General features: G+C 70.2%; 23 protein-coding genes. 11 read left to right on the forward strand and 12 right to left on the reverse strand.

Going from position 1 to position 23373, the window contains the following annotated elements; translation table 11 throughout:
- Positions 1 to 18 precede the first annotated feature (18 nt).
- Genes ABIC61_RS00480 through ABIC61_RS00490 form a run of 3 tightly spaced genes read left to right on the forward strand, consistent with a single transcriptional unit; the run spans position 19 to position 3548 of the window.
- Positions 19 to 2070: a transglycosylase domain-containing protein gene (locus ABIC61_RS00480; protein WP_354028391.1), complete on the forward strand. Its 2052-nt coding sequence runs from the start codon at positions 19 to 21 to the stop codon at positions 2068 to 2070.
- 51 nt (positions 2071 to 2121) lie between these two features.
- Complete coding sequence (locus ABIC61_RS00485; protein WP_354028392.1) at positions 2122 to 3123, forward strand: zinc-binding dehydrogenase; 1002 nt, start codon at positions 2122 to 2124, stop codon at positions 3121 to 3123.
- The gene (locus tag ABIC61_RS00490; RefSeq protein WP_354028393.1) at positions 3120 to 3548 is read left to right on the forward strand and encodes a MarR family winged helix-turn-helix transcriptional regulator; all 429 of its coding nucleotides are present in this window, start codon (positions 3120 to 3122) and stop codon (positions 3546 to 3548) included. The genes ABIC61_RS00485 and ABIC61_RS00490 overlap by 4 nt, the downstream gene beginning before the upstream one ends.
- A gap of 142 nt (positions 3549 to 3690) precedes the next feature.
- On the opposite strand, the gene ABIC61_RS00495 is transcribed toward ABIC61_RS00490, so the two are convergent.
- From ABIC61_RS00495 to ABIC61_RS00510, 4 genes are read right to left on the reverse strand one after another with little or no spacing between them, the layout of a single operon-like run.
- Positions 3691 to 4713, reverse strand: a complete 1023-nt coding sequence (locus ABIC61_RS00495) for an ABC transporter substrate-binding protein (protein ID WP_354028394.1) — start codon at positions 4711 to 4713, stop codon at positions 3691 to 3693.
- Positions 4714 to 4724: 11 nt separating this feature from the next.
- Entirely contained in the window at positions 4725 to 5591 is an 867-nt protein-coding gene (locus ABIC61_RS00500; protein ID WP_354028395.1) for an ABC transporter ATP-binding protein, read from the reverse strand.
- Positions 5588 to 6676: a FecCD family ABC transporter permease gene (locus ABIC61_RS00505; protein WP_354028396.1), complete on the reverse strand. Its 1089-nt coding sequence runs from the start codon at positions 6674 to 6676 to the stop codon at positions 5588 to 5590. The genes ABIC61_RS00500 and ABIC61_RS00505 overlap by 4 nt, the downstream gene beginning before the upstream one ends.
- A complete protein-coding gene (locus tag ABIC61_RS00510) occupies positions 6673 to 7752 on the reverse strand; it encodes a FecCD family ABC transporter permease (protein WP_354028397.1) in 1080 nt (359 codons plus the stop codon). The genes ABIC61_RS00505 and ABIC61_RS00510 overlap by 4 nt, the downstream gene beginning before the upstream one ends.
- Before the next feature lie 28 nt (positions 7753 to 7780).
- On the opposite strand from ABIC61_RS00510, the gene ABIC61_RS00515 reads away from it, so the two are divergent.
- Positions 7781 to 8608, forward strand: a complete 828-nt coding sequence (locus ABIC61_RS00515; protein ID WP_354028398.1) for a siderophore-interacting protein — start codon at positions 7781 to 7783, stop codon at positions 8606 to 8608.
- Positions 8609 to 8921: 313 nt separating this feature from the next.
- On the opposite strand, the gene ABIC61_RS00520 is transcribed toward ABIC61_RS00515, so the two are convergent.
- The 3 genes from ABIC61_RS00520 to ABIC61_RS00530 are packed head-to-tail and all read right to left on the reverse strand — an operon-like array spanning position 8922 to position 12200.
- The gene (locus ABIC61_RS00520) at positions 8922 to 9836 is read right to left on the reverse strand and encodes a carbohydrate ABC transporter permease (protein ID WP_083413944.1); all 915 of its coding nucleotides are present in this window, start codon (positions 9834 to 9836) and stop codon (positions 8922 to 8924) included.
- A 1-nt stretch (position 9837) separates the two neighbouring features.
- Positions 9838 to 10809, reverse strand: a complete 972-nt coding sequence (locus tag ABIC61_RS00525) for a carbohydrate ABC transporter permease (RefSeq protein ID WP_354028399.1) — start codon at positions 10807 to 10809, stop codon at positions 9838 to 9840.
- 23 nt (positions 10810 to 10832) lie between these two features.
- On the reverse strand, positions 10833 to 12200 hold the full coding sequence (locus ABIC61_RS00530; protein WP_354028400.1) for an extracellular solute-binding protein: 1368 nt from the start codon (positions 12198 to 12200) through the stop codon (positions 10833 to 10835).
- Between the two features lie 225 nt (positions 12201 to 12425).
- Between ABIC61_RS00530 and arfA the strand changes: the two genes are divergently transcribed.
- On the forward strand, positions 12426 to 13931 hold the full coding sequence (arfA, locus tag ABIC61_RS00535) for an arabinosylfuranosidase ArfA (RefSeq protein WP_354028401.1): 1506 nt from the start codon (positions 12426 to 12428) through the stop codon (positions 13929 to 13931).
- 391 nt (positions 13932 to 14322) lie between these two features.
- Here the strand turns inward: arfA and ABIC61_RS00540 are convergent, their stop codons facing one another.
- Both ABIC61_RS00540 and ABIC61_RS00545 read right to left on the reverse strand, forming a co-directional pair.
- Positions 14323 to 14613 (reverse strand): hypothetical protein, encoded by a 291-nt coding sequence (locus tag ABIC61_RS00540; RefSeq protein WP_144751485.1) that lies wholly within the window; start codon positions 14611 to 14613, stop codon positions 14323 to 14325.
- A gap of 135 nt (positions 14614 to 14748) precedes the next feature.
- Entirely contained in the window at positions 14749 to 15747 is a 999-nt protein-coding gene (locus ABIC61_RS00545) for a LacI family DNA-binding transcriptional regulator (protein WP_502908773.1), read from the reverse strand.
- A gap of 185 nt (positions 15748 to 15932) precedes the next feature.
- Between ABIC61_RS00545 and ABIC61_RS00550 the strand changes: the two genes are divergently transcribed.
- The 4 genes from ABIC61_RS00550 to ABIC61_RS00565 all read left to right on the forward strand — a co-directional run bounded on the left by ABIC61_RS00550 (position 15933) and on the right by ABIC61_RS00565 (position 21192).
- Complete coding sequence (locus ABIC61_RS00550) at positions 15933 to 16868, forward strand: carbohydrate ABC transporter permease (protein ID WP_354028403.1); 936 nt, start codon at positions 15933 to 15935, stop codon at positions 16866 to 16868.
- Entirely contained in the window at positions 16865 to 17851 is a 987-nt protein-coding gene (locus ABIC61_RS00555; protein ID WP_354028404.1) for a carbohydrate ABC transporter permease, read from the forward strand. Before ABIC61_RS00550 ends, ABIC61_RS00555 begins: the two co-directional genes overlap by 4 nt.
- 106 nt (positions 17852 to 17957) lie before the next feature.
- The gene (locus tag ABIC61_RS00560; RefSeq protein ID WP_354028405.1) at positions 17958 to 19292 is read left to right on the forward strand and encodes an ABC transporter substrate-binding protein; all 1335 of its coding nucleotides are present in this window, start codon (positions 17958 to 17960) and stop codon (positions 19290 to 19292) included.
- A gap of 70 nt (positions 19293 to 19362) precedes the next feature.
- Positions 19363 to 21192 (forward strand): glycoside hydrolase family 35 protein, encoded by a 1830-nt coding sequence (locus ABIC61_RS00565; RefSeq protein ID WP_354028406.1) that lies wholly within the window; start codon positions 19363 to 19365, stop codon positions 21190 to 21192.
- Between the two features lie 62 nt (positions 21193 to 21254).
- Here the strand turns inward: ABIC61_RS00565 and ABIC61_RS00570 are convergent, their stop codons facing one another.
- A complete protein-coding gene (locus ABIC61_RS00570) occupies positions 21255 to 21557 on the reverse strand; it encodes an amidohydrolase family protein (protein WP_354028407.1) in 303 nt (100 codons plus the stop codon).
- A 44-nt stretch (positions 21558 to 21601) separates the two neighbouring features.
- On the opposite strand from ABIC61_RS00570, the gene ABIC61_RS00575 reads away from it, so the two are divergent.
- Positions 21602 to 22675: a spore photoproduct lyase family protein gene (locus ABIC61_RS00575; RefSeq protein WP_354028408.1), complete on the forward strand. Its 1074-nt coding sequence runs from the start codon at positions 21602 to 21604 to the stop codon at positions 22673 to 22675.
- Positions 22676 to 22707: 32 nt separating this feature from the next.
- Here ABIC61_RS00575 and ABIC61_RS00580 read toward each other — a convergent pair whose 3' ends face one another.
- Entirely contained in the window at positions 22708 to 23118 is a 411-nt protein-coding gene (locus ABIC61_RS00580; RefSeq protein ID WP_354028409.1) for an SbtR family transcriptional regulator, read from the reverse strand.
- The gene (locus ABIC61_RS00585) at positions 23119 to 23295 is read right to left on the reverse strand and encodes a TetR/AcrR family transcriptional regulator (protein ID WP_354028410.1); all 177 of its coding nucleotides are present in this window, start codon (positions 23293 to 23295) and stop codon (positions 23119 to 23121) included. It lies immediately after the preceding gene.
- Here ABIC61_RS00585 and ABIC61_RS00590 point away from each other — a divergent pair.
- Positions 23233 to 23373: a hypothetical protein gene (locus ABIC61_RS00590; protein ID WP_354028556.1), complete on the forward strand. Its 141-nt coding sequence runs from the start codon at positions 23233 to 23235 to the stop codon at positions 23371 to 23373. The genes ABIC61_RS00585 and ABIC61_RS00590 overlap by 63 nt on opposite strands.

Below are 23373 nucleotides of genomic sequence, written 5' to 3' on the forward strand. Positions count from 1 at the left end.
GGCTGGGACGCTCCGGCCATGACGTTCAGACGTGCAGGGGGAGCCGTGTTCGGCTTCGTGGGTGGCAGTGTGCTCGCCGGGTTGCTGGTCGGGGTCGGCGTGACGCCGGTGCTGGCGGTCGCGGGCGTGGGGACGAGCTCGGCGATCGGAGTGTTCGACTCGATGCCGGAGTACATCGAGATCGGTGACCTCCCGCAGCGGAACGAGATCTGGGCGTACCGCGGCGGGCAGCCCGTGCACCTGGCGAACGTGTGGGCGCAGAACCGGCAGGAACTCACCCTCGACCAGATCAGCGACACCCTCGAGCACGCGGCCGTCGACGGCGAGGACAAGCGCTTCTACGAGACCGGCGGGGTGGACGCGACGAGCATGGTCCGGTCGCTCGTGAGCGTCATCGCCGCCGGCGGCAAGGGTGGTTCGGGCGGCTCGACGCTGACGATGCAGCTCGTGCGGAACATCAAGATCCAGCAGGCGAGCGAGCTCCCCACCGAGGCGGAACGCGACGCCGCCTACAAGGAGGCGACCAAGCGGACGGCGGACCGGAAGCTCGCCGAGATGAAGCTCGCCATCGGGCTCGCGAAGGAGTACTCGAAGCAGGAGATCCTGACGGCGTACCTCAACATCGCCTACTTCGGCGACCAGACGTACGGCGTGCAGTCGGCAGCGCAGCACTACTACGGCAAGGACGCCACCGACCTCAGCCCGGCCGAGGCGGCATCCCTGATCGCGATCGTCCAGTGGCCCGAACGCCGCGACCTCTCGACGCCGGCGCACTACGACGACAACGTCGCCCGTCGCGACGTCATCCTCCGCTCGATGCACGACCAGGGGCACCTGACCCGGGCCGAGCTGACCGAGGCGCTCGCGTCGAAGCCGGCCGAGTACGTCCGCATCACCGCGCCGCAGCAGGGCTGCGAGGCGGTCGTCCGCGGCGCGGAGTTCTTCTGTGACTACGCGGTGCGCGTGGCGCAGGAGCTGCCGCAGCTCGGTCCGACCGAGGACCGCCGCCAGGACGCCTGGCGGAAGGGCGGCTACCGGATCCAGACGACGCTCGACCTCGACCTGAACGGGCAGCAGAAGGACCTGCTCGACCGGTACGACCCGGCGTCCGAGTCCCGGTTCGCCCTCGGCGCGACCCTCGACACGATGGAGGCCGGCACCGGACGCGTCCTGACGATGGCCCAGAACACGGACTACGACCGCTCCGACCGGGCTCCCGCGACCGCGACGTCGCTCAACTACGCGACCGACCACGCGTACGGCGGATCCGGCGGCTTCCAGGTCGGGTCGACGTACAAGATGTTCACGCTCCTGGCGTGGCTCGCCGCCGGGAAGAGCCCGGACGCAGTCGTGAACGGCACCAGGCACGCGCAGAGCACGTGGACGCAGTGCGGGCAGACGATCTCCGCGTTCTGGGACCCGAAGAACGACTCACCGGGCCAGACCGGCCCGTACACGGTCCGTGCTGCCACGGCGCAGTCGGTGAACGCGGCGTACGCGTCCATGGCCGCCCAGCTCGACCTGTGCGACATCCGCGACGTGGCCGCGAGCCTCGGAGTCCATCCGGCTCGCGGGGGCGACCTGCCGGCGAACCCGGCGGCCGTGCTCGGCACGACGAGCATCGCCCCGCTCACGATGGCAGCCGCGTACGCCGGCATCGCGAACGGCGGGGTGTACTGCGCGCCGGTGATCGTGGACCAGGTGACGGACCGGAGCGGCAAGCAGCTCGGCGGGCAGCCGAAGGCCTGCAAGCAGGCCGTCTCCGCCACGGTGGCCTCGACCGCGTTCGAGGTGATGCAGGGCGCCTTCCGTGGCGGCACCGCGAGCGGTGGGCAGACCCCGGACGGCGCGACCCTGTTCGGCAAGACCGGAACCACCGACGCCGCCGATCAGATCTGGCTCGTCGGCGGGACGAAGCGTGCGGTGACGGCCTACTGGCAGGGCAACACCGACGGCGGCAAGACGAACCTGCGGCACTACTCGAGCGGCGAGGGCACCTACGCCGGCACGCGTGCCGCGGTCTGGCGGCAGGCGCAGACGGGGGTGAACGCGGCGCTGCCGGTCGGCTGACCGAGGTTACCGTCACTGGAAGTATCTTCCATGGAATGCTAATCTCGTCGCATGGCTGATGTGATGCGCGCGATCGTCCTCGACGGACCGGGGGCGCCGGATGCCCTCCGGATGCGGACCGTCCCCGTTCCCGAACCGGCGGTGGGGTGGGTCCTCGTCCGGGTGGAGTCGTTCGGTCTGAACCGCTCCGAGCAGCACTTCCGGCAAGGGCTCGGGTCCTTCGGGTCGTTCCCGCGCATCCCGGGCATCGAGGCGACGGGCCGTGTCGTCCGCGCGCCTGGCGGGGAGTTCGCGCCCGGACAACAGGTCGTCGCGCTGATGGGCGGGATGGGGCGGACCATCGACGGCGGGTACGCCGAGTACACCTGCGTCCCGGCGGCGAGTGTCGTCCCGATCAGGAGCACGCTCGACCCGGCGGTGCTCGGTGCCCTGCCGGAGATGGTGCAGACGGCGTACGGCTCGCTCACCACCGGGATCGACCTGCGCGACGGCGGGTCGGTCCTCGTCCGTGGCGGGACCTCGTCGGTCGGGTTGGCGATCGCGGTGCTCGCGAAGGAGCGCGGGGCCACGGTGTTCTCGACCACGCGATCGGCCGCGCACGCCGACGTGCTCCGTGCGGCAGGTGTCGACCACGTGCTCGTCGACGACGGAGCGGTCGCCGCGCAGGTCCGCGCGATCCGGCCTGGCGGGGTGGACGGTGCGGTCGAGCTCGTCGGTGCCGGGGTCCTCCGCGACACCCTCCGTGCGGTCGCCGTGCACGGGACCGTGTGCTTCACCGGGATGCTCTCGGACGAGTGGATCGTGCCGGACTTCTACCCGAACGACGTCATCCCGAACGGCGTCCGGCTCACGGCGTACTCCGGTGCCGCGGCGGACCTGCCGGCCGAGGTCCTCCAGCGTGTGGTCGACGCCGTCGCGGACAGCACGATGACGTTCCCGATCGGCCGGGTCTACGACTTCACGGAGCAGGACGTCGTGCGGGCGCACGGTGACATGGAATCGGGAGCCGTGCGCGGCAAGCTCGTCGTTCGAGTCGAGGGTGGTCGGTCGTGAGTGCTCAGGACCGTCTCGAGTTCTTCGATGCGCTCGTCCGGACGCAGATCGCGGTGTGGAACGCCGCCGACACCGCGGTCACCGCGGCGAGTGGGCTGTCCCTCGGGAGCGTCACCGCGCTCCGGGTGATCGACGAACGAGGGGGCACGGCACGGGTGCAGGACGTCGCGGAGACCGTCGTCATCACGGTGGGTGCGGCGAGCAAGGTCGTCGACCGTCTCGAGCGCGAGGGGTGCGTCCGCCGTGTCCCGCACCCGGAGGACCGCCGGTCCTCGCGGCTCGAGGTGACGCCTGACGGCGCCCGCACCTTGGCCGTGGCGCGCGCGGCGCTCGACGGCGCGCTCGAGGCGGCGACAGCGGGGGTCCCCGCCACGCACCTGGAGCAGGCGCGAGCGGTGCTCGCCCGGATCCGGCGAGGCGACTGACGCTCTGCAGGTGACCAGTGGAACGGACTGGCGCGCCCCGCTCAGCGGCGACGCGAAGCGTTGCGCGGGGCGCGCCGACCGAGCCTGCGAGGGAGGGCGGTGCCAGCTGGCACCGCGCCTCCAGTCCGTCGGTCGGTCGCGTCTACGACAGCTTCTTGCTGTCCTCGAGCCAGCCCGCCATCTTCTGCATGTAGTCGGCCTGCGACGCGTAGTCGAGCGCCGGGAAGGTCCAGCTGTGGACCTGACCCGCCTGCAGGGCGGCGTTGTCCGCGAAGGTCGGCTGCTTCTCGAGGTCCGGGACCTGGTAGCCCTGCTGCGACAGCAGGATCACGTCGCCGGTGATCTGGCCGGCGTTCTCCCACGAGTAGATGCCCCAGTAGAAGCCCTTCGGCTTCGGGTTCACGAAGTCGACCCCGAACGAGGAGTACATCTCCAGCGACGGCTCGTCGGTGGGCCGGGTGACGTACGCGCCGTCGCCGTCGGCGTACATCGAGACCACCGAGAGGTCCTTGTCCTTGGCGACCTTCTCGAGTTCGTCGGCCGCGGTGTCGAAGCGCTTCTCGGCCTTGTCGACCGTGGACTCCTTCGCGCCGAGGGACTCCGCCAGGTCGGCGATCTTCTCGATGACGTCCTCGCCCTTGCCGCCCCACTTCACCTGCACGACGGGCGCGATCGCCTGGATCTGCTTCTCCTGCTCCATGTCCTTGAAGCCGTAGCCGGGCTGTGTCTCGTCGAGCGTGCCCTTCTCGTCGGTCGGGTAGACCGAGGTCACGACGAGGTCGGGCTTGAGCGCTGCGAGCTGTTCGAGGTCGATGTCGCCGTAGGCCTCGCCGAGCTGCGTGACGCCGTCGGTGTCGAGGCCCTTGAAACGGGCGTCCTTCGCCATCGTGAGCTGGCCGAAGGTGCCGACCGGCTTCAGGCCGTACTCGATGAACGAGAGCGCGATGTCGTTGAGCACCACGACGCGCTTCGGGGTGTGGTCGACCTTGACGGTCGCGCCGGTGGCGTCCTTGTACGACCACGCGCCGTCGGACGCAGCGGTGCTGCCGCTGCCGGCGGAGTCGTTCGAGCTGCTGGTGCTGGAGCAGCCGGCGAGGAGGAGGGCCGAGACGGCCACGGAGGTCACGAGGGCGGCACGGAGGGAGCCGCGGCGGGGGATCTTCACGTTAGGAGAGGCTAACCTAAGTTGCCTGCGCCCGCCAGTTCGACATCGTGGATGACCTCGTGCTCGTCGGCCTCCGGCACGATCATCGGTGCGCCGGTCACCGGGTCCGCGACGACCCGGGCGTGCAGTCCGAACGCGCGCTCCAGGAGCTCCGGGGTCAGGACGTCCGACGGGGTTCCGTCCGCGGCGACCCCGCCGTCGTGCAGGACGACGAGCCGGTCCGAGTAGCGCGCGGCGAGGGACAGGTCGTGCAGGACCATCACGACCGTCGAGCCCTGTTCGCGGTTGAGGCGGCGGACGAGCCGGAGCACCTCGAGCTGGTGCGCGAGGTCGAGGTACGTCGTCGGTTCGTCGAGCAGCAGTGTCTCCGCCTGCTGTGCGACGACCAGGGCGATCCAGGCGCGCTGCCGCTGACCGCCGGACAGGCTCGCGACGTCACGGTGTGCGACCTCGGTGAGCCCGGTCGCGGCGATGGCCTGCTCGGCGACGCCGGCGTCGTCCGCCGTCCACGGCTTCGCCCAGGACTGGTGCGGGTTCCGGCCGCGCATCACCAGGTCGAGCACGCTCGTGCCCGCCGGGGCGACGGGCGACTGCGGCAGGATCGCGAGCTTGCGGGCGACCGCGCGGTTCGGCTCGCTGCGGATCGGGACGCCGTCGAGGTGGACCTCGCCAGCCTGCGGCTTGAGCACCCGGCCGAACGCCTTGAGCAGGGTGGACTTGCCGCAGCCGTTCGCGCCGAGGAACGTCGTCACGGTGCCGCGTTCGATCCGGAGGTCCAGGTCGGCGAGCACCGGGTGGCGGTCGTAGCCGACGGACAGGCCGCGGGCCTCGAGGACGGGGACGTCGTCCGCCGGGACGGTGTGGACGGTGCGGTTCATCGGGACATCTCCTTGCGGTGACGGACGAGCAGCCAGATCAGGTACGGGGCGCCGACGACGGTCGTGACGATGCCGACGGGCACCTGCCACGGGAACGCCGAACGGGCCAGCAGGTCCGCGGCGAGGACGAGCACGGCGCCGAGCGCTCCCGCGAGCAGGAGCGGTGGGCGGTTCGTCCCGGCGAGCCGGAGCCCGATCTGCGGCACCACGAACGCCACGAACCCGACCGGGCCGGCGGCGGCGACGGCAGCGGCGGTGAGGACGACCGCCAACGCGATCACGACGAGCCGGTGGCGCTGGACGGCCAGGCCCACGCCCGTCGCGACCTCGTCACCGAGCTGCCCGATGCCGAGCGCCGCGCTGGTCGCCAGGGCGAGGGGGACCGCGATCGCGGCGACGACGAGCAACGGCCACACGGTCGTCCACGACGTGCTGCTGAGGCTGCCGACGAGCCACTGCGACGCGGCCGCTGCTGCGGTGATCTTCGCGCGGACGAGCAGGTAGCTGGTGACGGCGTCGAGCGTCGCGCTCACGCCGATGCCGACGAGGACGAGTCGGTAGCTCTGCACGCCGCCGCGCCAGCCGAGGCCGTACACGGCGACTGCGGCGATCAGCGCACCGATGGTCGCAGCGATCGGGATCCCGCCGCCGAGGACGATGGCCGACACCGAGTAGGTGCCGCCGCCGAGGACGATCGCGGCCACGGCGCCGACGCTCGCGCCGGAGGTCACGCCGATGATGTCCGGGGTGCCGAGCGGGTTGCGCGTGAAGGTCTGCGTCAGCGCTCCGGCCACCCCGAGGGTCAGGCCGACGAGGGCGCCGGTGAGCACGCGCGGCAGGCGGAGGTTCTCGACGATGAAGGCGTCGGGGCCGGTCTCGAGCCCGAGCAGGGACCGCACGACCGTCACGGGGGTGATCCACGTCGAGCCGATCGCGACGCCGAGGACGACGAGCAGCAGGGCGGTGGCGAGTGCGGCGACCGTGTACCAGAAGACGCGGGGACGCCAGGCGAGGCCGACGGGGCCGACGACGACGCCGCGGCGGCCGGGGGCGGCGTGGACCGTCTCGGTCGGGGCCGCGCTCACAGCGACACCAACGATCGGCGGCGGGCGACCGCGACGAACACCGGACCGCCGATGACGGCCAGGACGATGCCGACCTCGACCTCGGCGAACCCGCCGACGAGCCGGCCCACCACGTCGGCGAGCAGCACGAGCGACGCCCCCACGAGTGCGGACACGGGCAGCGTCCAGCGGTGCCCCGTGCCGACGAGGGCGCGGGCGACGTGCGGGACGGTCAGCCCGACGAAGCCGATCGGCCCCGCGGCCGCGGTCGCCCCGGCGGCGAGGAGCGTGATCCCGCCGAGGCCGACGAGCCGCGCGACGACGATGTTCTCGCCGAGGCCCTTCGCGAGCTCGGTGCCGAGGCCGAGCGCGTCGAGCGCCCGAACGTTCAGCACGGCGAGCACGAGCCCGGCGACGAGGAACGGCCACACGGCCCCCAACACGTCGAGCTGCCGGGCCGCGAGCGACCCGACGACCCAGAGTCGGTAGGCGTCGAGCGAGTCCTGGTCGGTGAGCACGATGAAGGACGTCAGTGCGCCGAGGAGTGCCGACACCGCGGCTCCGGCGAGGGCCAGCGGGACGGGGCTCGCCGTCCCGCTGCCGGCGATCGTCACGGAGAACACGACGACGCTCGCGACGACGGCCCCGGCGAGGGCGAACCAGACGGTCGCACCGGTGCTCGTCACGCCGAAGACGTACACGCCGATGACGACCGCGAGCCCCGCACCCGACGAGACACCGAACAGACCGGGGTCGGCGAGCGGGTTCCGGGTGTGGCCCTGCATGAGGAGCCCGGCGATGCCGAGGGCTGCACCGACGGCGGCGCCGATGAACGTGCGGGGGATCCGTGAGCCCCAGACGATCGCCTCGTCGGTGCTGCTGCCGCTTCGGGTGAGGCCGTCGAGGACCCGGTCGACACCGATCCGGTTGCTGCCGAGCAACATGCTCGCGACCGCCACCGCGGCGAGCACGACGAGCAGGCCGACGACCACGAGAACACGACGACGGACAGCGGCTCGGTGGACGCCGAGGGCATCCGTCAGGTCGACGGCGCGGGCATCCGGAGCGGAAGCCAGGGCAGGGGTGGGGGCTGGCACGGAGATCATCTTAGGTTAGCCTTGCCTCATGGCGAAGACCCCGCGGCTCCTGCCCGAGAACCCCCGGCTCTTCCGTGCTCGTGTCCTCCGGAGCGAGCGCACGACGCCGTCGATGCAGCGCGTCACGGTGACCGGGGACGACCTGGCCGAGTTCGGCTACCTCGGCTTCGACCACTGGTTCCGGCTGTTCGTCCAGCGCCCCGACCAGGACGCCTTCCGGATGCCGGACCTCGACGGCAAGAAGTGGTGGCCGACGTTCCTCGCGATCCCCGAGGACGTCCGTCCGCACTGCGCGAACTACACCGTCGCCGAGTTCCGCGCCGAGTCGCGCGAGATGGACATCGACTTCGTCGTGCACACCGGAGCCGACGGCGAACCCGAGGGCCGCGCAGCGATCTGGGCCTGCGCCGCCCGTCCTGGCGACGAGCTGGCGATGCTCGACCAGGGCTGCATCTTCGACGTCCCCGAGGGCACGAGCGAGGTCGTCATCGCGGCCGAGGAGACGGGCCTGCCCGGCGTCGTCGGCATCGCGGCATCGCTGCCCCGTGACACCGTCGGCCGCATCATCCAGGAGGTCCCCACCGCCGGGGACGTCCGTGAACTCGATGCCCCGGCCGGGGTCGCCGTGACGTGGATCGTCCGCGCGGAGACCGCGCACACCGTGCCCGGTCGGGCGGCGCTCGCCGAGCTGCAGCGGCACGTGCCGGCCGACGACCACGGCTACGCGTTCGTCGTGGGGGAGTCGACGCTCGCGACCGAGGGGCGCCGGCACCTGCACCGTGCCGGCCTGCCGAAGTCCCGCATCACGTTCTCCGGGTTCTGGAAGCACGAGGCGCGCGAGTCCGTCTCCGCCTGACCGCCCGTTCTTTCCCCTACGGCGCGCGATGCCTGGTGGAATCGGGCGTACCGCCACGAAACTTCGCGCCAGGTACGCCCGATTCCGCCAGATACGCACGCGGGTGCGTCCGGCAGGCGGGTGCGGACCCGACCACGGACGGACTGGAGGCGGGGGGGGCCCCGGGGCCCCCCCCCCCCCCCCCCCCCGGGGGGCGGGTCCCTTGGCCGGGGGCCGGCCCCCCCCCCCTGGGGGGGGGGGCGCCCCCCCCCCGGGGGGGTGGGGGGGGGGGGCCCCCCCGCCCCCCCCGCCTCCAGTCCGACGTGGGGTCGCGTCAGCCCTTCAGACCGGACCCGGTCACACCCTCGACGATCTGCCGCTGGAAGATCAGGTAGAGGATGATCAGCGGCAACGCCGCCAGGATCGCCCCGGCCTGGATGTCCGCGTAGCGCTGACCGAAGCTGCCCTGGACCGTGGCGAGCCCGACCGGGATCGTCATGAGGTCCGGGTTGGACAGCACGAACAACGGCAGCAGCAGGTTGTTCCACACCCCGACGAAGGTCAGGATGGCCACCGCTGCGATGACCGGACGCGACAGCGGCAGGATCACCGACCAGTAGATCTTCCACATGCCGGCACCGTCGATGCGGGCGGCCTCCTCGAGCTCCCGAGGAATCCCGTCGAAGAACTGCTTGAAGATGAACACCGCGATGACGGCAGGGACCTGCGGGAAGATGACCGACCAGTAGGTGTTGAGCAGCCCGACCGAGTTGAGCTCCTGGAAGATCGGGATGATCAGGACCTGTGTCGGGATCATGATGCCCAGGATGATGAGCAGGAACGCGACGTTCCGCCCTCGGAAGGCGAGCCGGGACAGCGCGAACGCCGCCATCGACGCGAACAGCACCGTCAGGGCGGTCGTCACGAGGCTCGTGATGCCGCTCGCCAGGTACCAGTTCCAGATGTCGCCGGCCTGGAACAGCGCCGCGTAGGAGTGCAGCGTCGGGTTCCAGTTCGACAGGATCGAGTTGGCGCCGAGGGCCGCGACGCCGTTGTCGGACAGGGACGTCTTCAGCGCGAACAGGCTCGGGATGAGCCAGATGACCGCGAAGACGCCGAGGATGATGCCGGCGACGAGGTTGAAGCCCTTGCCGGAGACGCCGATCTTCGCGGCGTTCGCCGGTGCCGCTGCGGAGACCCCGGTCCGGAGCTTCGGGCGGTCGGTCGTGATGCTCTCGGTCGTGGTCACGTCAGGCACCCATCTCTCGCTTGGCGGCAGCGCGCTCGACGATCTGCCGGATGATCGCGATCGCGACGATCACGATGAACAGGAGCACCGATGCGGCCGATGCTGCGCCGAGTCGGTTGTCGGTGAAGCCGACGCCGGTGATGAGCTGCAGCGAGACCTGGGTCGAGATGCCCGGCCCGCCGTTCGTCATCAGGTACACCTGGTCGAAGATCTTCAGGCTCGCGATGATCTGCAGCAGGATGACGAGCGTCGTGGTGCGGCCGAGGAGCGGCAGCGTGATCGACTTGATCTGCTGCCAGTTCGAGGCGCCGTCGACGGCCGCGGCTTCGTACAGTTCGCGCGGGATCTCCTGGAGGCCGGCGAGGTAGAGCACGAAGTTGAACCCGAGCGTCCACCACACCGTGGCGATCGCGACACCGATCATCGCGGTGTTCGGGCTCGCCAGGACGCCGGCGCCGGGGGTCAGGCCGATCGCCGACTGGATCGACGCGAACAGACCGGTCGCGGGCGTGAAGATGAACACCCAGATCAGCGAGATCGTCGCCGACGGCAGGATGAACGGCAGGAAGAACGCCAGGCGGAAGAACCACTGGCCGCGGTTCATCCGGTTCGTCAGCACGGCGAAGAGGAACGCCAGGATGACGAGCGGCGGCGTCGTGTACAGCGTGAACTGCAGGGTGTGCCAGAGCGACGACCAGAAGTCGTCACGGCCGAGCATCTCCGCGTAGTTCGCGAACCCGGCGAAGCTGCCGAGCCCGGTGCGGACCGTCGAGGTGTTGAAGAAGCTCGACACGATCATCCACACCGTGGGGCCGAGCAGGAAGGCCAGGTAGAACAGGCCGAAGGGGGCGAGGAACAGCCACCCCGTACGGCCCTGGCCGCGCGTGAGGCTGGTTCGGAAGGAGCCGGCCCGGCGAGCACGCGGCGCCGTGGCGGCGTCGGTGGGCCGGTCGAGGACAGGTGCTGTGGTCACGTCGTCGTGCCTTTCGCGCGGGCTTACAGCGGGCTCGGGGTGTTGAGGTAGGTGGACAGCTGCGACTTGATCGCGGACATGGCCTGCGCCGGGGAGCTGCTGCCCTGCTGGACGAGGGCGAGCTGCGCGCCGACCGTGTTCTCGAAGGTCGACCCCGACCCGCCGTACCAGGCCGGGTCGTCGAACACGGCGCTCTCGGCGGCCGAGGCGTAGTTCGACTGCGGCGTGAGCTTCTTGTACGCGGTGCTGTCGTAGGTCGGCATGTAGGCCGGGACGTGTCCGCCCTGCGCCCACGTGAGGCTCTGCTCGAGCATCTGCTTGATGAAGAGCATGTGTGCCTTGCGCTGCTCGGGCGTGCGGTCCTTCCTCGGGAGGATGAACGTGTGCGAGTCGGCCTGCGTCGCCGGCTTGTCGAAGAGCTGCGGGATCGGCGCCATGCCGAACTTCAGGCCCTTGATCGACTGCGCCGTGCTGATCTCCCACTCGCCCTGCATGAAGAAGCCCGCCTTGCCGGTGAACATCAGCGTCTGCGCGGTGGCGTAGTCGAGACCCTTGTTGAGCCAGCCGTTCTTGACCCACTTCTGGGTCATGTCGGTGACCTTCGTGTACGCGTCCTCGTTCACCGTGAGCTTCGAGCCGCCGTCGCTGATGAACGGCGTCGCACCGTTGATCTGGTTGTACATCGTCCAGAAGAACCGCCACGGGGTCGCGATCTCGCTGACGTTCGCGACGTTGAGGGCCGTGCCGCCGGTGACCTTCGCGACCGCGGCGAGGGCGCTCTCGAAGGCGTCGATCCCGGTCAGGTCCTTGAGCTTGCCGTCGCTGTCGATGAGGCCGGCCTTCTGGCAGACATCAACGTTGTAGAAGAGCACGAACGGGTGGGTGTCGAGCGGGACGCAGATGTTCTTGCCGTCGGTCTTCTGCGCCGTCCAGGCCTTCTGGTTGAAGTCGCTCGCGCTCAGGCCCACGCTCGCCAGGTCGTCGCTCGTGATCGGGTCGAGCAGGTCGCCGTCCCAGAGCGGCTTCGCGCGGGTGAGGTGTGCGATCGCGACGTCCGGCGGCTTGTTCCCGACGGTGGCCAGTGTGACCTTGGAGTAGTACGGGTTGCCCCACGCGAACGTGGTCGCCTGCAGCGAGGAGGAGCCGCCGTGCTGTTTGGCGTAGCCGGCCTCCATCTCCTGCATGCGGAGCCCGTCACCGCCGCCGAACAGGTTCCAGAAGACGAGGGTCTCGGGGTTGAGCGGCGCCCCGGCGATGCCGGCGGCGAGGGGGCTGGAGCAGGCGGCGAGCGGCAGGACCGTCGCGGCGGCTGCGCCCGCGGCGAGGAGACTCCGCCGTGTGAAGGCGCCGCCTCGTGGGTGCGGGGTGGGTACGGGGATTCGGTTCGGCATGGCATCACTCCATCGGGACGGGCCGAGTCGGAGCAGGGTCGGTGCTCCGTGAGCGCTCACATTAGCGCGCGCCTCGGAGCACCGCCACCCTTTCTGCGAGGGTGACGACCGATCCGTGATGTTCGTGACCGCCCCTTTCGTGTCGCGCGGAAAGCCGCTAGCGTTTCGGGAACGTGAGCGCTCACTTTCGTCGAGCGCAGGCAGCCCCACGATCGAAGGAGATCCATGCCCCGCACACACCTCGTCCTCGACGCCGCGTTCACCGTGGGGCCGGTGCGACGTCGCCTGTTCGGCGGGTTCGTCGAACACCTCGGACGCCACGTCTACGACGGCATCCACGAGCCCGCCCACGAGACCGCCGACGAGCACGGCTTCCGTCGTGACGTGGTCGACCTGGTCAAGGAACTGGGCGTGTCCGCGATCCGCTACCCCGGCGGCAACTTCGTCTCCGGGTACAAGTGGGAGGACGGGGTCGGACCCGTCGAGCAGCGCCCGCGCCGGCTCGACCTCGCCTGGCACTCGACCGAGACGAACGAGGTCGGCCTGCACGAGTTCCAGCACTGGCTCGACCAAGTCGGCTCCGAGCTCATGCTCGCGGTGAACCTCGGTACCCGCGGCACCGCCGAGGCCATCGAGCTCCTCGAGTACGCGAACATCGACGCCGGCACGGCGCTGTCCGAGTACCGCCGGTCGAACGGCCGCCAGGAGCCGTTCGCGATCAAGATGTGGTGTCTCGGCAACGAGATGGACGGCCCGTGGCAGCTCGGCCACAAGAACGCCGAGGACTACGGCAAGCTCGCCGCGATGACCGCCAAGGCCATGCGGCAGATCCAGCCCGACCTCGAGCTCGTCGCCTGCGGTTCGTCCGGTGCCTCGATGCCGACGTTCGGCGAGTGGGAGCGCACCGTCCTCGAGCACACCTACGACGACGTCGACTACATCTCCGCGCACGCCTACTACGAGGAGGACGGCGACCTCGCCTCGTTCCTCGCCTCCGGCGTCAACATGGACCACTTCATCAAGACGGTCACGACCGCCGCCGACCACGTGCAGGCGCAGAAGAAGTCCGACAAGCGGATCGACATCTCGTTCGACGAGTGGAACGTCTGGTCGCTCACGAAGTGGCACGAGCAGGCGAAGGAGTTCACGCTCGAGGAGTGGCCGGTCGCCCCGCGCCTCCTCGAGGACGTCTACACCGTCGCCGACGCCGTGGTCGTCGGTGGGCTGCTCATCTCGCTGCTCCGCCACGCGGACCGCGTCGCCTCGGCCTCGCTCGCCCAGCTCGTCAACGTGATCGGCCCGATCATGACCGAGCCCGGCGGACCCGCCTGGCGCCAGACGACGTTCTTCCCGTTCTCGCTGACGTCGAAGCTCGCCAACGGCACGTCGCTGCAGGTCAAGGCCTCCGGCGACACGGTCGACGGCGGCAAGCACGGCGAGGTCCCGGTCGTCGACTCGGCGGCCACCGTCGACGCGGACGGCACGGCGGCGGTCTTCCTCGTGAACCGCCACCCGTCGGAGTCCACGACCGTCACGATCGACCTCGCCGGCCTGACGGTCGACGGCGACGTCCGTGCCGAGGGCATCTGGGACGACGACGTGCACGCGGTGAACGACCTGGCGAACACCACCCGCGTCGGGCTCCGCACCAACGAGTCCGTCCGCCGCGAGGGCGACACCATCACGATCGAGCTCCCGCCGGTCTCCTGGACCGCCGTGTCGATCGGCTGAGACGCCTCGGCGTGCGCTCCGGCGGGCGTCGAGTGAGCACAGAGGGCGTCGGGCCGCTTCGCGGTGCCGGCGCCCTCTGCGTGCGCGGCGGTGGCCTGCGGCCCGAGACTCGGGCCGCGGGCCCCGAGACTCGCCCTGTGCGACAGTTCTCGCGCTCGCGACCGCGAGAACTGTCGCTGGCCCCGAGTCTCGCCCCACCGGGGTGCGCCCATGCCGCGTACGGGCCTGGAGGCGCGTGGCGGGTCCGCGCCGTGCCTCCCGTCCGCCTTTTGGTCAGGTGCTAGGGCCGAGTCTCGGCCTGGGCGACAGATCGCGGGCTCGCGACCGCGAAAAGTGTCGCTCAGCGGGAAAGTGTCGCTTTCGCAGACCGCGGCCGCGGCCGCGGCGTGGCTCAGCCGCCCGGCGGCGTGCAGCGCACGGCGCGCGCCCGCCACGAGATCTCCTCGACGAACGCGGCGGTGTCGGGGCCGAGCGGGTCGTCCGCCGCGTCCTCGATCAGCAGGCCGAGCGCGGGGGCGAGCAGGAACGAGGTGGTCGTGGTGCTCCCGAAGGCATCGACGGTCGGGACGGCGACGGTGTCCGCGAGCCCCGCGTGCGCCAGGGCGGCGGCGTAGTCCAGCACCGCATCGGCTGCCTCGTCCGAGGTGAGGACAGCGGTCAGTCCGTAGACGATGTTCTTCATGATCCGAACGCCGAGGTGGGGAGATGAGGACCGCAGCCGACGGCTCGTCCTCCGGACACACGGAAGTGGCGCACACCCGGGGCCGGGACAGCGATCCGGCTCCGGGTGCACGGTACGCCCCGGAGGCTGATCGCGTCAGCGCACCGTCCGGGGTGGTGGGGCGGCGGTGCTGGACCGCTCGACGAGCCGGACGGGGACCAGGTCGGCCTCGGCCCGGACCTGCTGCCCGTCGATCTGGGCGAGGAGGTTCGTGACCGCTCGGCGGCCGACCTCGTCGAAGGACTGGTGCACGGTGGTGAGCGGCGGCCAGAACGAGTCGGACTCGGGGGAGTCGTCGAACCCCACCACGCTGAGGGTCTCCGGCACGGCGCGACCGAGCTCGTGGGCGGCGCGGAGCACACCGAGGGCGGTCTGGTCGTTGGCGGCGAAGACGGCGGTGATCTCCGGCCGACCGGCGATCACCAGTCCGGCGCGGTACCCGGAGTCGGCGCTCCAGCCGCCGTGGAAGACCGGCGGGACCGTTCGCCCCGCGGCCTCGAGCGTGGCCTGCCAGGCGGCGAGGCGGCGTGCGGCGGAGTACGACGACTCCGGCCCGGCGACGTGCCAGACGGTCTCGTGCCCGAGGTCGAGCAGGTGCTGCGTGGCCTGCCGTGCCCCGTCGGCCTGGTCGGTGTCGATCGCGGGGTGCTGCGTCGTGCCGGTGGAGTCGACCACGACCATCGGGACGCCGTCCGGCAGCACGACCTCGGCGGTGTCGATGATGTGCGACTCGATGATGATGACGACGCCGTCGACGGCCTGCTCGTGCAGTCGGGAGAACGCCGAGCGGACGCCTTCCTCGGTTCGGGACGCCATCGGCAGCAGGGTGATCGTGAAGTCGGCGGCACCCGCGGCGTCGGCGATCGCCTCGAGTGTGCGCATGTTCCCGTACGACGCGAGGGTGAACATGATCACGCCGATGGTGCGGAACCGCCCGGAGCGCAGGGCTCGGGCGGCACGGTTCGGGCGGTACCCGAGGTCGTCCATGGCGCGCTGGACGCGGTCGCGGGTGTCCGGCGACACGTTGTCGAAGCCGCGGGCGACGCGGGACACGGTCTGCATCGAGACCCCGGCGGCCTCGGCGACGGCGGCCATCGAGGGGGAGCGGCGAGCGGCGGCCGCGGCCGCGAGTTCGGTCGTCACGATGCCCTCCGGTTCCGGGCGATGTGCCCTGCAGTTCCCGAACGCTAGCGCATGTTGACGTTGCCATGCTATCGTCGCGCCGTTCGATGTTGACGTCAACATCGGCGGACCCGAACGCAGCACGACAAGGGAGTCACATGAGCACGCTCGAAGCGCGCGCAGCCGGAGCCACCGCTCCGACCGTGCCACCGCGCCGCCGCGCCAAGCCGCGCGGCAGGTACACGGGATGGCTCTTCGTCGGCCCGTTCGTCGTCGTCCTGATCGCGATGCTCATCGTGCCGATCGGGTACGCGCTCTGGCTGAGCCTGTTCCGCGACCAGCTCATCGGCGGCAACCAGTTCGTCTGGTTCGCCAACTACGTGCAGCTCTTCCAGGACGCCAAGTTCTGGTCCGGTCTCGGTCGGGTGGCCCTGTTCCTGCTCGTGCAGGTCCCGATCATGCTCGGCCTCGCGCTCGTCGCCGCACTGGCCCTCGACAGCGCCCGGCTCTGGGGCACGTCGTTCTTCCGCATCGCGGTGTTCCTGCCGTACGCGGTCCCCGGTGTCGTCGCGGCGCTCATCTGGGGCTTCATCTACGGCAACCAGTTCGGCCTGACCGGCGCCGCGAACCACGCGCTCGGCATCGACCTGCTGCAGCCGTTCAGCCCCGACTGGGTCCTGACGTCGATCGGCAACGTGGTCACGTGGGAGTTCCTCGGCTACAACATGCTGATCTTCTACGCCGCCCTCCGGGTCGTCCCCGGTGACCTGTACGAAGCGGCCGAGCTCGACGGCGCCGGCCCCCTGCGCACGGTGTTCTCCATCAAGCTCCCCGCTCTGCGCGGTCCGATGGTGATCGCCACGATCTTCTCGATCATCGGCAGCTTCCAGCTCTTCAACGAGCCGAACCTGCTCAAGACCCTCGCCCCGAACGTCATCGGCAGCGCCTTCACCCCGAACATGTACGCCTACTCGCTGTCGTTCAGCGGCCAGCAGTTCAACTACTCCGCGACCGTCGCGATCGTCATGGGCGTGATCACCGCCGTGATCGCCTACGTCGTCCAGGTCCGCGGAACCCGCCAGGAGAACCGATGAGCACCCTGCAGCAACCCGCCGCGACCGGACCGGCCACGGTCACCGAGGCGACCACGACGCAGCGCGACCCACGTGAGAAGGCGAGCCGCGCCTCCAGGCCGACCCGGACCCGCCGCATGCGGAACGCAGAAGGCGGACGCAAGCAGAAGCGTTCCGGTCTCCTCACCGCGGTGATGGTCGTCTTCGTCGTCTACTCCTTCGCGCCGCTGTTCTACCTGCTCGTGAACAGCACGAAGACGCAGTCCTCGCTGCTGTCGACCTTCGGCCTGTGGTTCGGCGGGAAGTTCAACCTCTGGCAGAACATCGTCGACACGCTGACCTACAACGACGGCATCTTCGTCCAGTGGCTCGGCAACACGCTGCTCTACGTCGTCGTCGGCGCCGGCGGGGCCACGATGCTCGCCACGATCGCCGGCTACGGCATGGCGAAGTTCCAGTTCCCGGGTCGTCGCGCCGTGTTCGCCGTCGTCCTCGGCGCGATCGCCGTCCCCGGCACCGCCCTCGCCGTCCCGACGTTCCTGCTGTTCTCGCAGTTCGGCCTGACGAACACCCCGTGGGCGATCATCCTGCCGTCGCTCATCAGCCCGTTCGGCATGTACCTGATCTGGACCTACGCGGTCGACGCGATCCCCGCCGAACTCCTCGAGGCCGCCCGCATGGACGGCGCCGGCGAGTTCCGGATCTTCTTCACGATCGCGCTGCGCCTGCTCGCGCCCGGTGTCGTCACGGTCCTGCTGTTCGCGGTCGTCGCCACCTGGAACAACTACTTCCTGCCGCTCATCATGCTGAGCGACCCGAAGTGGTACCCGCTGACGGTCGGCCTGAACCAGTGGAACGCCCAGGCCACCGGCTCCGGGGCGCAGCCGATCTACAACCTCGTCGTCACGGGATCGCTCCTCACGATCATCCCGATCGTGGTCGCGTTCCTCTTCCTCCAGCGCTTCTGGCAGTCCGGCCTCGCGGCCGGGTCCGTCAAGGCCTGACCCACCGGACTGGAGGCGCGGGGCGACCCCGCCACGCGCCTCCCGTCCCGGCACACAGCAGCACCACTGCACCACCTCCCAACACGAAGAAGTGAAAGGCACCCGAATGCACAAGCGCATCCGGCGCGGGCTCAGCGCCCTCGCCATCGGCGTCACCGCCGCCATCGCCCTGGCGGCCTGCGCCTCCGGCGGTTCGTCGTCCGGCGGATCGTCCGACGACATCGACAAGGCCCTCGAGAAGGGCGGCACGCTCACCTACTGGTCGTGGACCCCGTCCGCGAAGGCCCAGGTCGCCGCCTTCGAGAAGGCCTACCCCAAGGTGAAGGTCAATCTCGTCAACGCCGGCACCGGTGCCGACCAGTACACGAAGCTGCAGAACACCGTGAAGGCCGGCTCGGGTGCCCCCGACGTCGCCCAGGTCGAGTACTACGCGCTTCCGCAGTTCGCCCTGTCCGACTCGCTGCTCGACCTGTCCTCGTACGGGTTCGGCGACCTGAAGGACAAGTTCGCTTCGAGCACGTGGAGCTCGGTGGACATGGACGGGAAGATCTACGGTCTGCCCCAGGACTCCGGCCCCATGGCGCTGTTCTACAACAAGACGGTGTTCGACAAGTACGGCATCGCCATCCCGAAGACCTGGGACGAGTACGTCGCCGCCGCCAAGAAGCTGCACGCCGCCGACCCGGACGCGTACATCACCGCGGACTCCGGCGACGCCGGGTTCACCACGAGCATGATCGCCCAGGCCGGTGGCACCCCGTTCACCACCAAGGGTGACAAGGTCACGATCAACCTCGAGGACGCCGGCACGAAGAAGTGGACGAGCACCTGGAACGAGCTCGTCGAGCAGGGCCTGCTCTCGAAGACGGTCGGCTGGACCGACGACTGGTACAAGCAGCTCGGCAACGGCCAGATCGCCACGCTCATCACGGGTGCCTGGATGCCCGGCAACCTCGAGGCGAGCGTCGCCGACGCCAGCGGTGACTGGCGCGTCGCCCCGATGCCGACCTACGACGGCACCACCGCCCAGACCGCGAACAACGGCGGCAGCGCCGAGGTCGTCATGAAGCAGTCGAAGGACCCGGCCCTCGCGGCGGGCTTCCTGAAGTGGCTGAACTCGTCGAAGGAGTCGACGAAGGTGTTCATGGAGTCCGGCGGGTTCCCGTCGACCACGGCTGACCTCGACTCGTCCGCGTTCCTCGACGAGAAGCCGGAGTACTTCGGCGGCCAGCAGATCAACAAGGTGCTCGTCGACGCGTCGAAGTCGTCCGACAACGACTTCACATACCTGCCCTACCAGGTGTACGCGAACAGCGTCTACGCGGACACCGTCGGTCAGTCGTACGAGAACGGCACCTCGCTCGAGAGCGGTCTCGCCGCCTGGCAGAAGGCCCTCGCGAAGTACGGCAAGGACCAGGGCTTCACGGTCTCGACCAAGTAGTACCGGCACCACCACCCCGGGGTCGTGCGGACACCGTCCGCACGACCCCGCTGTCTGAAAGAGTCTTCTCATGCGCTTCGCCATCGGCGACACCGACTTCCTGCTCGACGGCGAGCCGCACCGGATCCTGTCCGGCGCGATCCACTACTTCCGCGTGCACCCCGACCTGTGGGCCGACCGGATCCGCAAGGCGAAGCTGATGGGGCTCAACACCATCGAGACGTACGTCGCCTGGAACGCACACGCGCCGTCGCCCGACGTCTTCGACCTGACCGGTGGGCTCGACCTGGGGCGCTTTCTCGACCTCGTCGCCGAGGAGGGCATGCACGCCATCGTCCGGCCCGGCCCCTACATCTGCGCCGAGTGGACGAACGGCGGGCTGCCGTACTGGCTCTTCACCGACGGTACGGTCGGGGTCCGGCGTGACGAGCCGGGGTTCCTGGGGGCAGTCTCCTCGTACCTGCAGGCGTTGGCACCGGTGCTGGTCCCGAGGCAGATCGACCACGGCGGTCCGATCGTCCTCGTGCAGGTCGAGAACGAGTACGGCGCGTACGGCTCCGACCCCGTGTACCTGCAGAAGCTCGAGGCGATGCACCGCGCGATCGGGCTCACCGTCCCCTTCACGAGCGTCGACCAGCCGATGGGCACGATGCTCGAGGACGGTTCGTTGCCGTCGTTGCACAAGACCGGGTCCTTCGGGTCCCGCTCGACCTCACGCCTGGAACGACTCCGACAGGCCCAGCCGACCGGACCGCTGATGTGCTCGGAGTTCTGGGACGGCTGGTTCGACAGCTGGGGTGAGCACCACCACACCACGCCCGCCGCTGCCTCGGCGTCGGACCTGGACGACCTGCTCGCCGCCGGGGGGTCGGTGAACGTCTACATGTTCCACGGCGGCACGAACTTCGGCTTCACGAACGGCGCGAACGACAAGGGCGTGTACCGGCCGATCGCGACGTCGTACGACTACGACGCACCGCTCGACGAGGCCGGTCGGCCCACCGCGAAGTTCCATGCCTTCCGTTCGGTGATCGAGCGCTACGCGCCCGTCCCGGTGCTGCCGGCATCGATGGAGCCCGGTGGATCCGGTCGCCTAGAATCGTATGCCTGTTCAAGCGACAGCCTGGAGGCACGGGTCGCCCCCGCCACGGACGTCGCCGTCCGCCTCGACCGCGTCGCGTCGCTCCGGTCCCTGCTGCCCGCGCTCACCGACTGGTCGACGCACGACAGCCCGCCGACGTTCGACGCGCTCGGCGCCGCCTCCGGCTTCGTGCTGTACCGGACCGAGGTCGACCTGCCGTCCGGTGGCGTGCTCACGGTCGGGGACGAGGTCTGCGACCGCGCGATCGTCTCGGTCGACGGCACCGTCGTCGGGGTCCTCGAACGCGAACACCACGACCGCGCGATCGCGCTCCCGCCGGTGACGGGCACGCTCGAGCTCCTCGTCGAGGACCAGGGCCGCGTCGACTACGGCCCACGCATCGGCGAACCGAAGGGCCTGATCGGCGGGATCGCCGTCGACGGTGTCCCGCTTGCCCGGTGGACTGCGTCGCCCCTGGCCCTCGACCCGATACCCGAGGCCGCGCTGACGATCCTCGCCGACGCCCTGCCCACCGACGGCAACGCCCTCGCCGGACCGGTGTTCGCCACGGGGTCGTTCGACCTCGACTCCGCCGACGACCGGTACCTGCGCCTCGATGGGTTCCGGAAGGGCGTCGCCTGGGTGAACGGGTTCTGCCTCGGCCGGTACTGGTCACGGGGGCCGCAGCGCACCCTGGCCGTCCCCGGGCCGGTGCTCCGTGCCGGGCGGAACGACGTCGTCGTGCTCGAGCTGCACGCCGCGGCCGCTCGTACCGTGCACCTGCTCGCGGAGCCGGACCTCGGTCACACGGAGGCGTAGCCCCGGGCTGTTCCGCGCGTAGGTCGTTTCGCGCGTACGAGGCTCGAGCGTGATGGGAAGGATCAGACCGCATCGAGGCCGTCGAGCTCGGCGAGGGCAGCGCACGCATCCGCGATCCGGTCGACCTCGGGGCGCGTCCACCACTCGGGTCCACGTTCACCGAGGCCGTGCTTCGCCAACCCGTTGCGGCGCCGCGCGGCTTCGAGGGCGTCGTCGTCGCCCGTGCGCTTCGCCTGCTTGACGGCGTTCCGCCCACGACCGAGGTGCGATCGAAGCGCGGCGGCGACGTCCTCGGGGAGCGCCGGGTCGGTCCGACGCCACCGCCGACCGTCGACGACGAAGAAGTGGTCGTCGGGTTCGCTCATGCCCCCAGCCTGCACCGTCGGTGGTGGCGGGTAGACAGGAGACGATGACCCACCCTCGCGCGCGACCGATGCTCGACGTCCGCCGCATCTACGCCGAACCGGCCGCCCTCGAACTCCCGCGTGGGCAGGAGGTCATCGGGCGCTGGCCCGGCGCCGAGATCGTCCCCGTCGACTCACACTGGAACATCCCGGAGGTGCACGGCGACGAGCGGAACGTCCAGCGGTGGGTGCGCATCAAGACCGAGGCGCTGGTGCTCGGGGTGAAGAAGTCGCTCGTCACCCGGCCGAACGGGCGCTCCGCCGACTTCATCGCGCCGTCGACCGCGAACGGCTGCGCCATGGCGTGCGCGTACTGCTACGTGCCGCGGCGCAAGGGGTACAGCAACCCGGTGACCGTGTTCGCCAACATCGACCAGATCACCAAGCACGTGGCCCGGAACATCGCGAAGCAGGGGCCGAAGGTCGAGCCGAACCAGTGTGACCCCGACGCGTGGGTCTACGACATCGGCGAGAACAGCGACTGCTCCGTCGACGCGATGATCAGCGACAACGTGCGTGACCTGTGCGACCTGTTCCGGATGACACCGACGGCCAAGGCGTCCTTCGCGACGAAGTACGTGAACCGGGACCTGCTCGACTGGGACCCCCTGGGACGGACACGCATCCGCTTCTCGCTCATGCCGCACGAGACCGCGAAGGTCACCGACATCCGGACGAGCCCGATCGCCGAGCGGATCGCCGCGGTGAACGACTTCGTCGACGCCGGGTACGAGGTCCACCTCAACTTCTCGCCCGTCATCCTGACGCCCACGTGGGAGTCCGACTGGGCCGAGTTGCTCCGGCAGGTCGACGACGTCCTGTCGCCCGCGGCGAAGGCGCAGCTCGCAGCCGAGGTGATCTTCCTCACGCACAACCAACCCCTGCACGAGGTGAACCTCGGCTGGCACCCGAAGGCCGAGGACCTGCTGTGGCGGCCGGACCTGCAGGAACCGAAGGTGTCGCAGAACGGTGCCGTGAACGTGCGCTACCGCTCCGGGATGAAGGGGCAGCTGGTCGAGCGGTTCCGCGAGCTCGTCGCGGAGCACCTGCCGAGCTGCCGCATCCGCTACGCCTTCTGACGCGTCGTCGGCTGCTGCCGTTCGGCCAGGGCTCACCGCACCTGGTCGCCACGGAGCGGGCGAGCGCGCAGTGGCTCACGGGCCACTTCCGGAGCGCGGAGGGCATCGAGCGCGAGGTCGACCCACCGACGGAACGCGTCCGGGGCCACCCCGCCGAAGGTGTCGATCGTGGTGGCGATCGACAGCTGCACCATCGCGACGTCGGCGAGCACGGCGTCCGTTCGAACGGCGCCGGCGTCCTGCGCGGCGCGGAACAGCGCATCGATGCCGTCCTGCACGCGGACCCGGAGGTCGAGCAACGTCGGAGCGTTTCGGTAGTCGGTCGTCATCAGGTCGCTGAAGCCGGTGTTCCGGGCCTCGATCTCGGCCGTCTCGCGGACGAAGGTCGCGAACCCGGACCACGAGTCGTCGGCGGACGGCGTCCGGCAACGGTCGACGAGCACTCACTGCATCGGCTCCGTGAGGACGGCCTGCCACAGCGCTGCGCGCGTGGGGAAGTGGCGGTACAGGGTCGCGTTGCCGAGTCCGGCCGCGACCGCGATCGGTTCGAGTGCAGCATGGAGGCCGTGCTCGCCGAACGCAGTCCGGGCCGCGTCGACGAGCGCCTGACGGTTGCGCACGACCGCGACCTGCAGGGAGCCGTCGTGCTCCTGGCGCTCTCGGTCGCGACGCTCGTCGTGCTGCTGCTCGCGCTCTAG

Origin of the sequence: Curtobacterium sp. 1544 (assembly GCF_040544915.1) — a bacterium.
Taxonomy (GTDB): domain Bacteria; phylum Actinomycetota; class Actinomycetes; order Actinomycetales; family Microbacteriaceae; genus Curtobacterium; species Curtobacterium pusillum_C.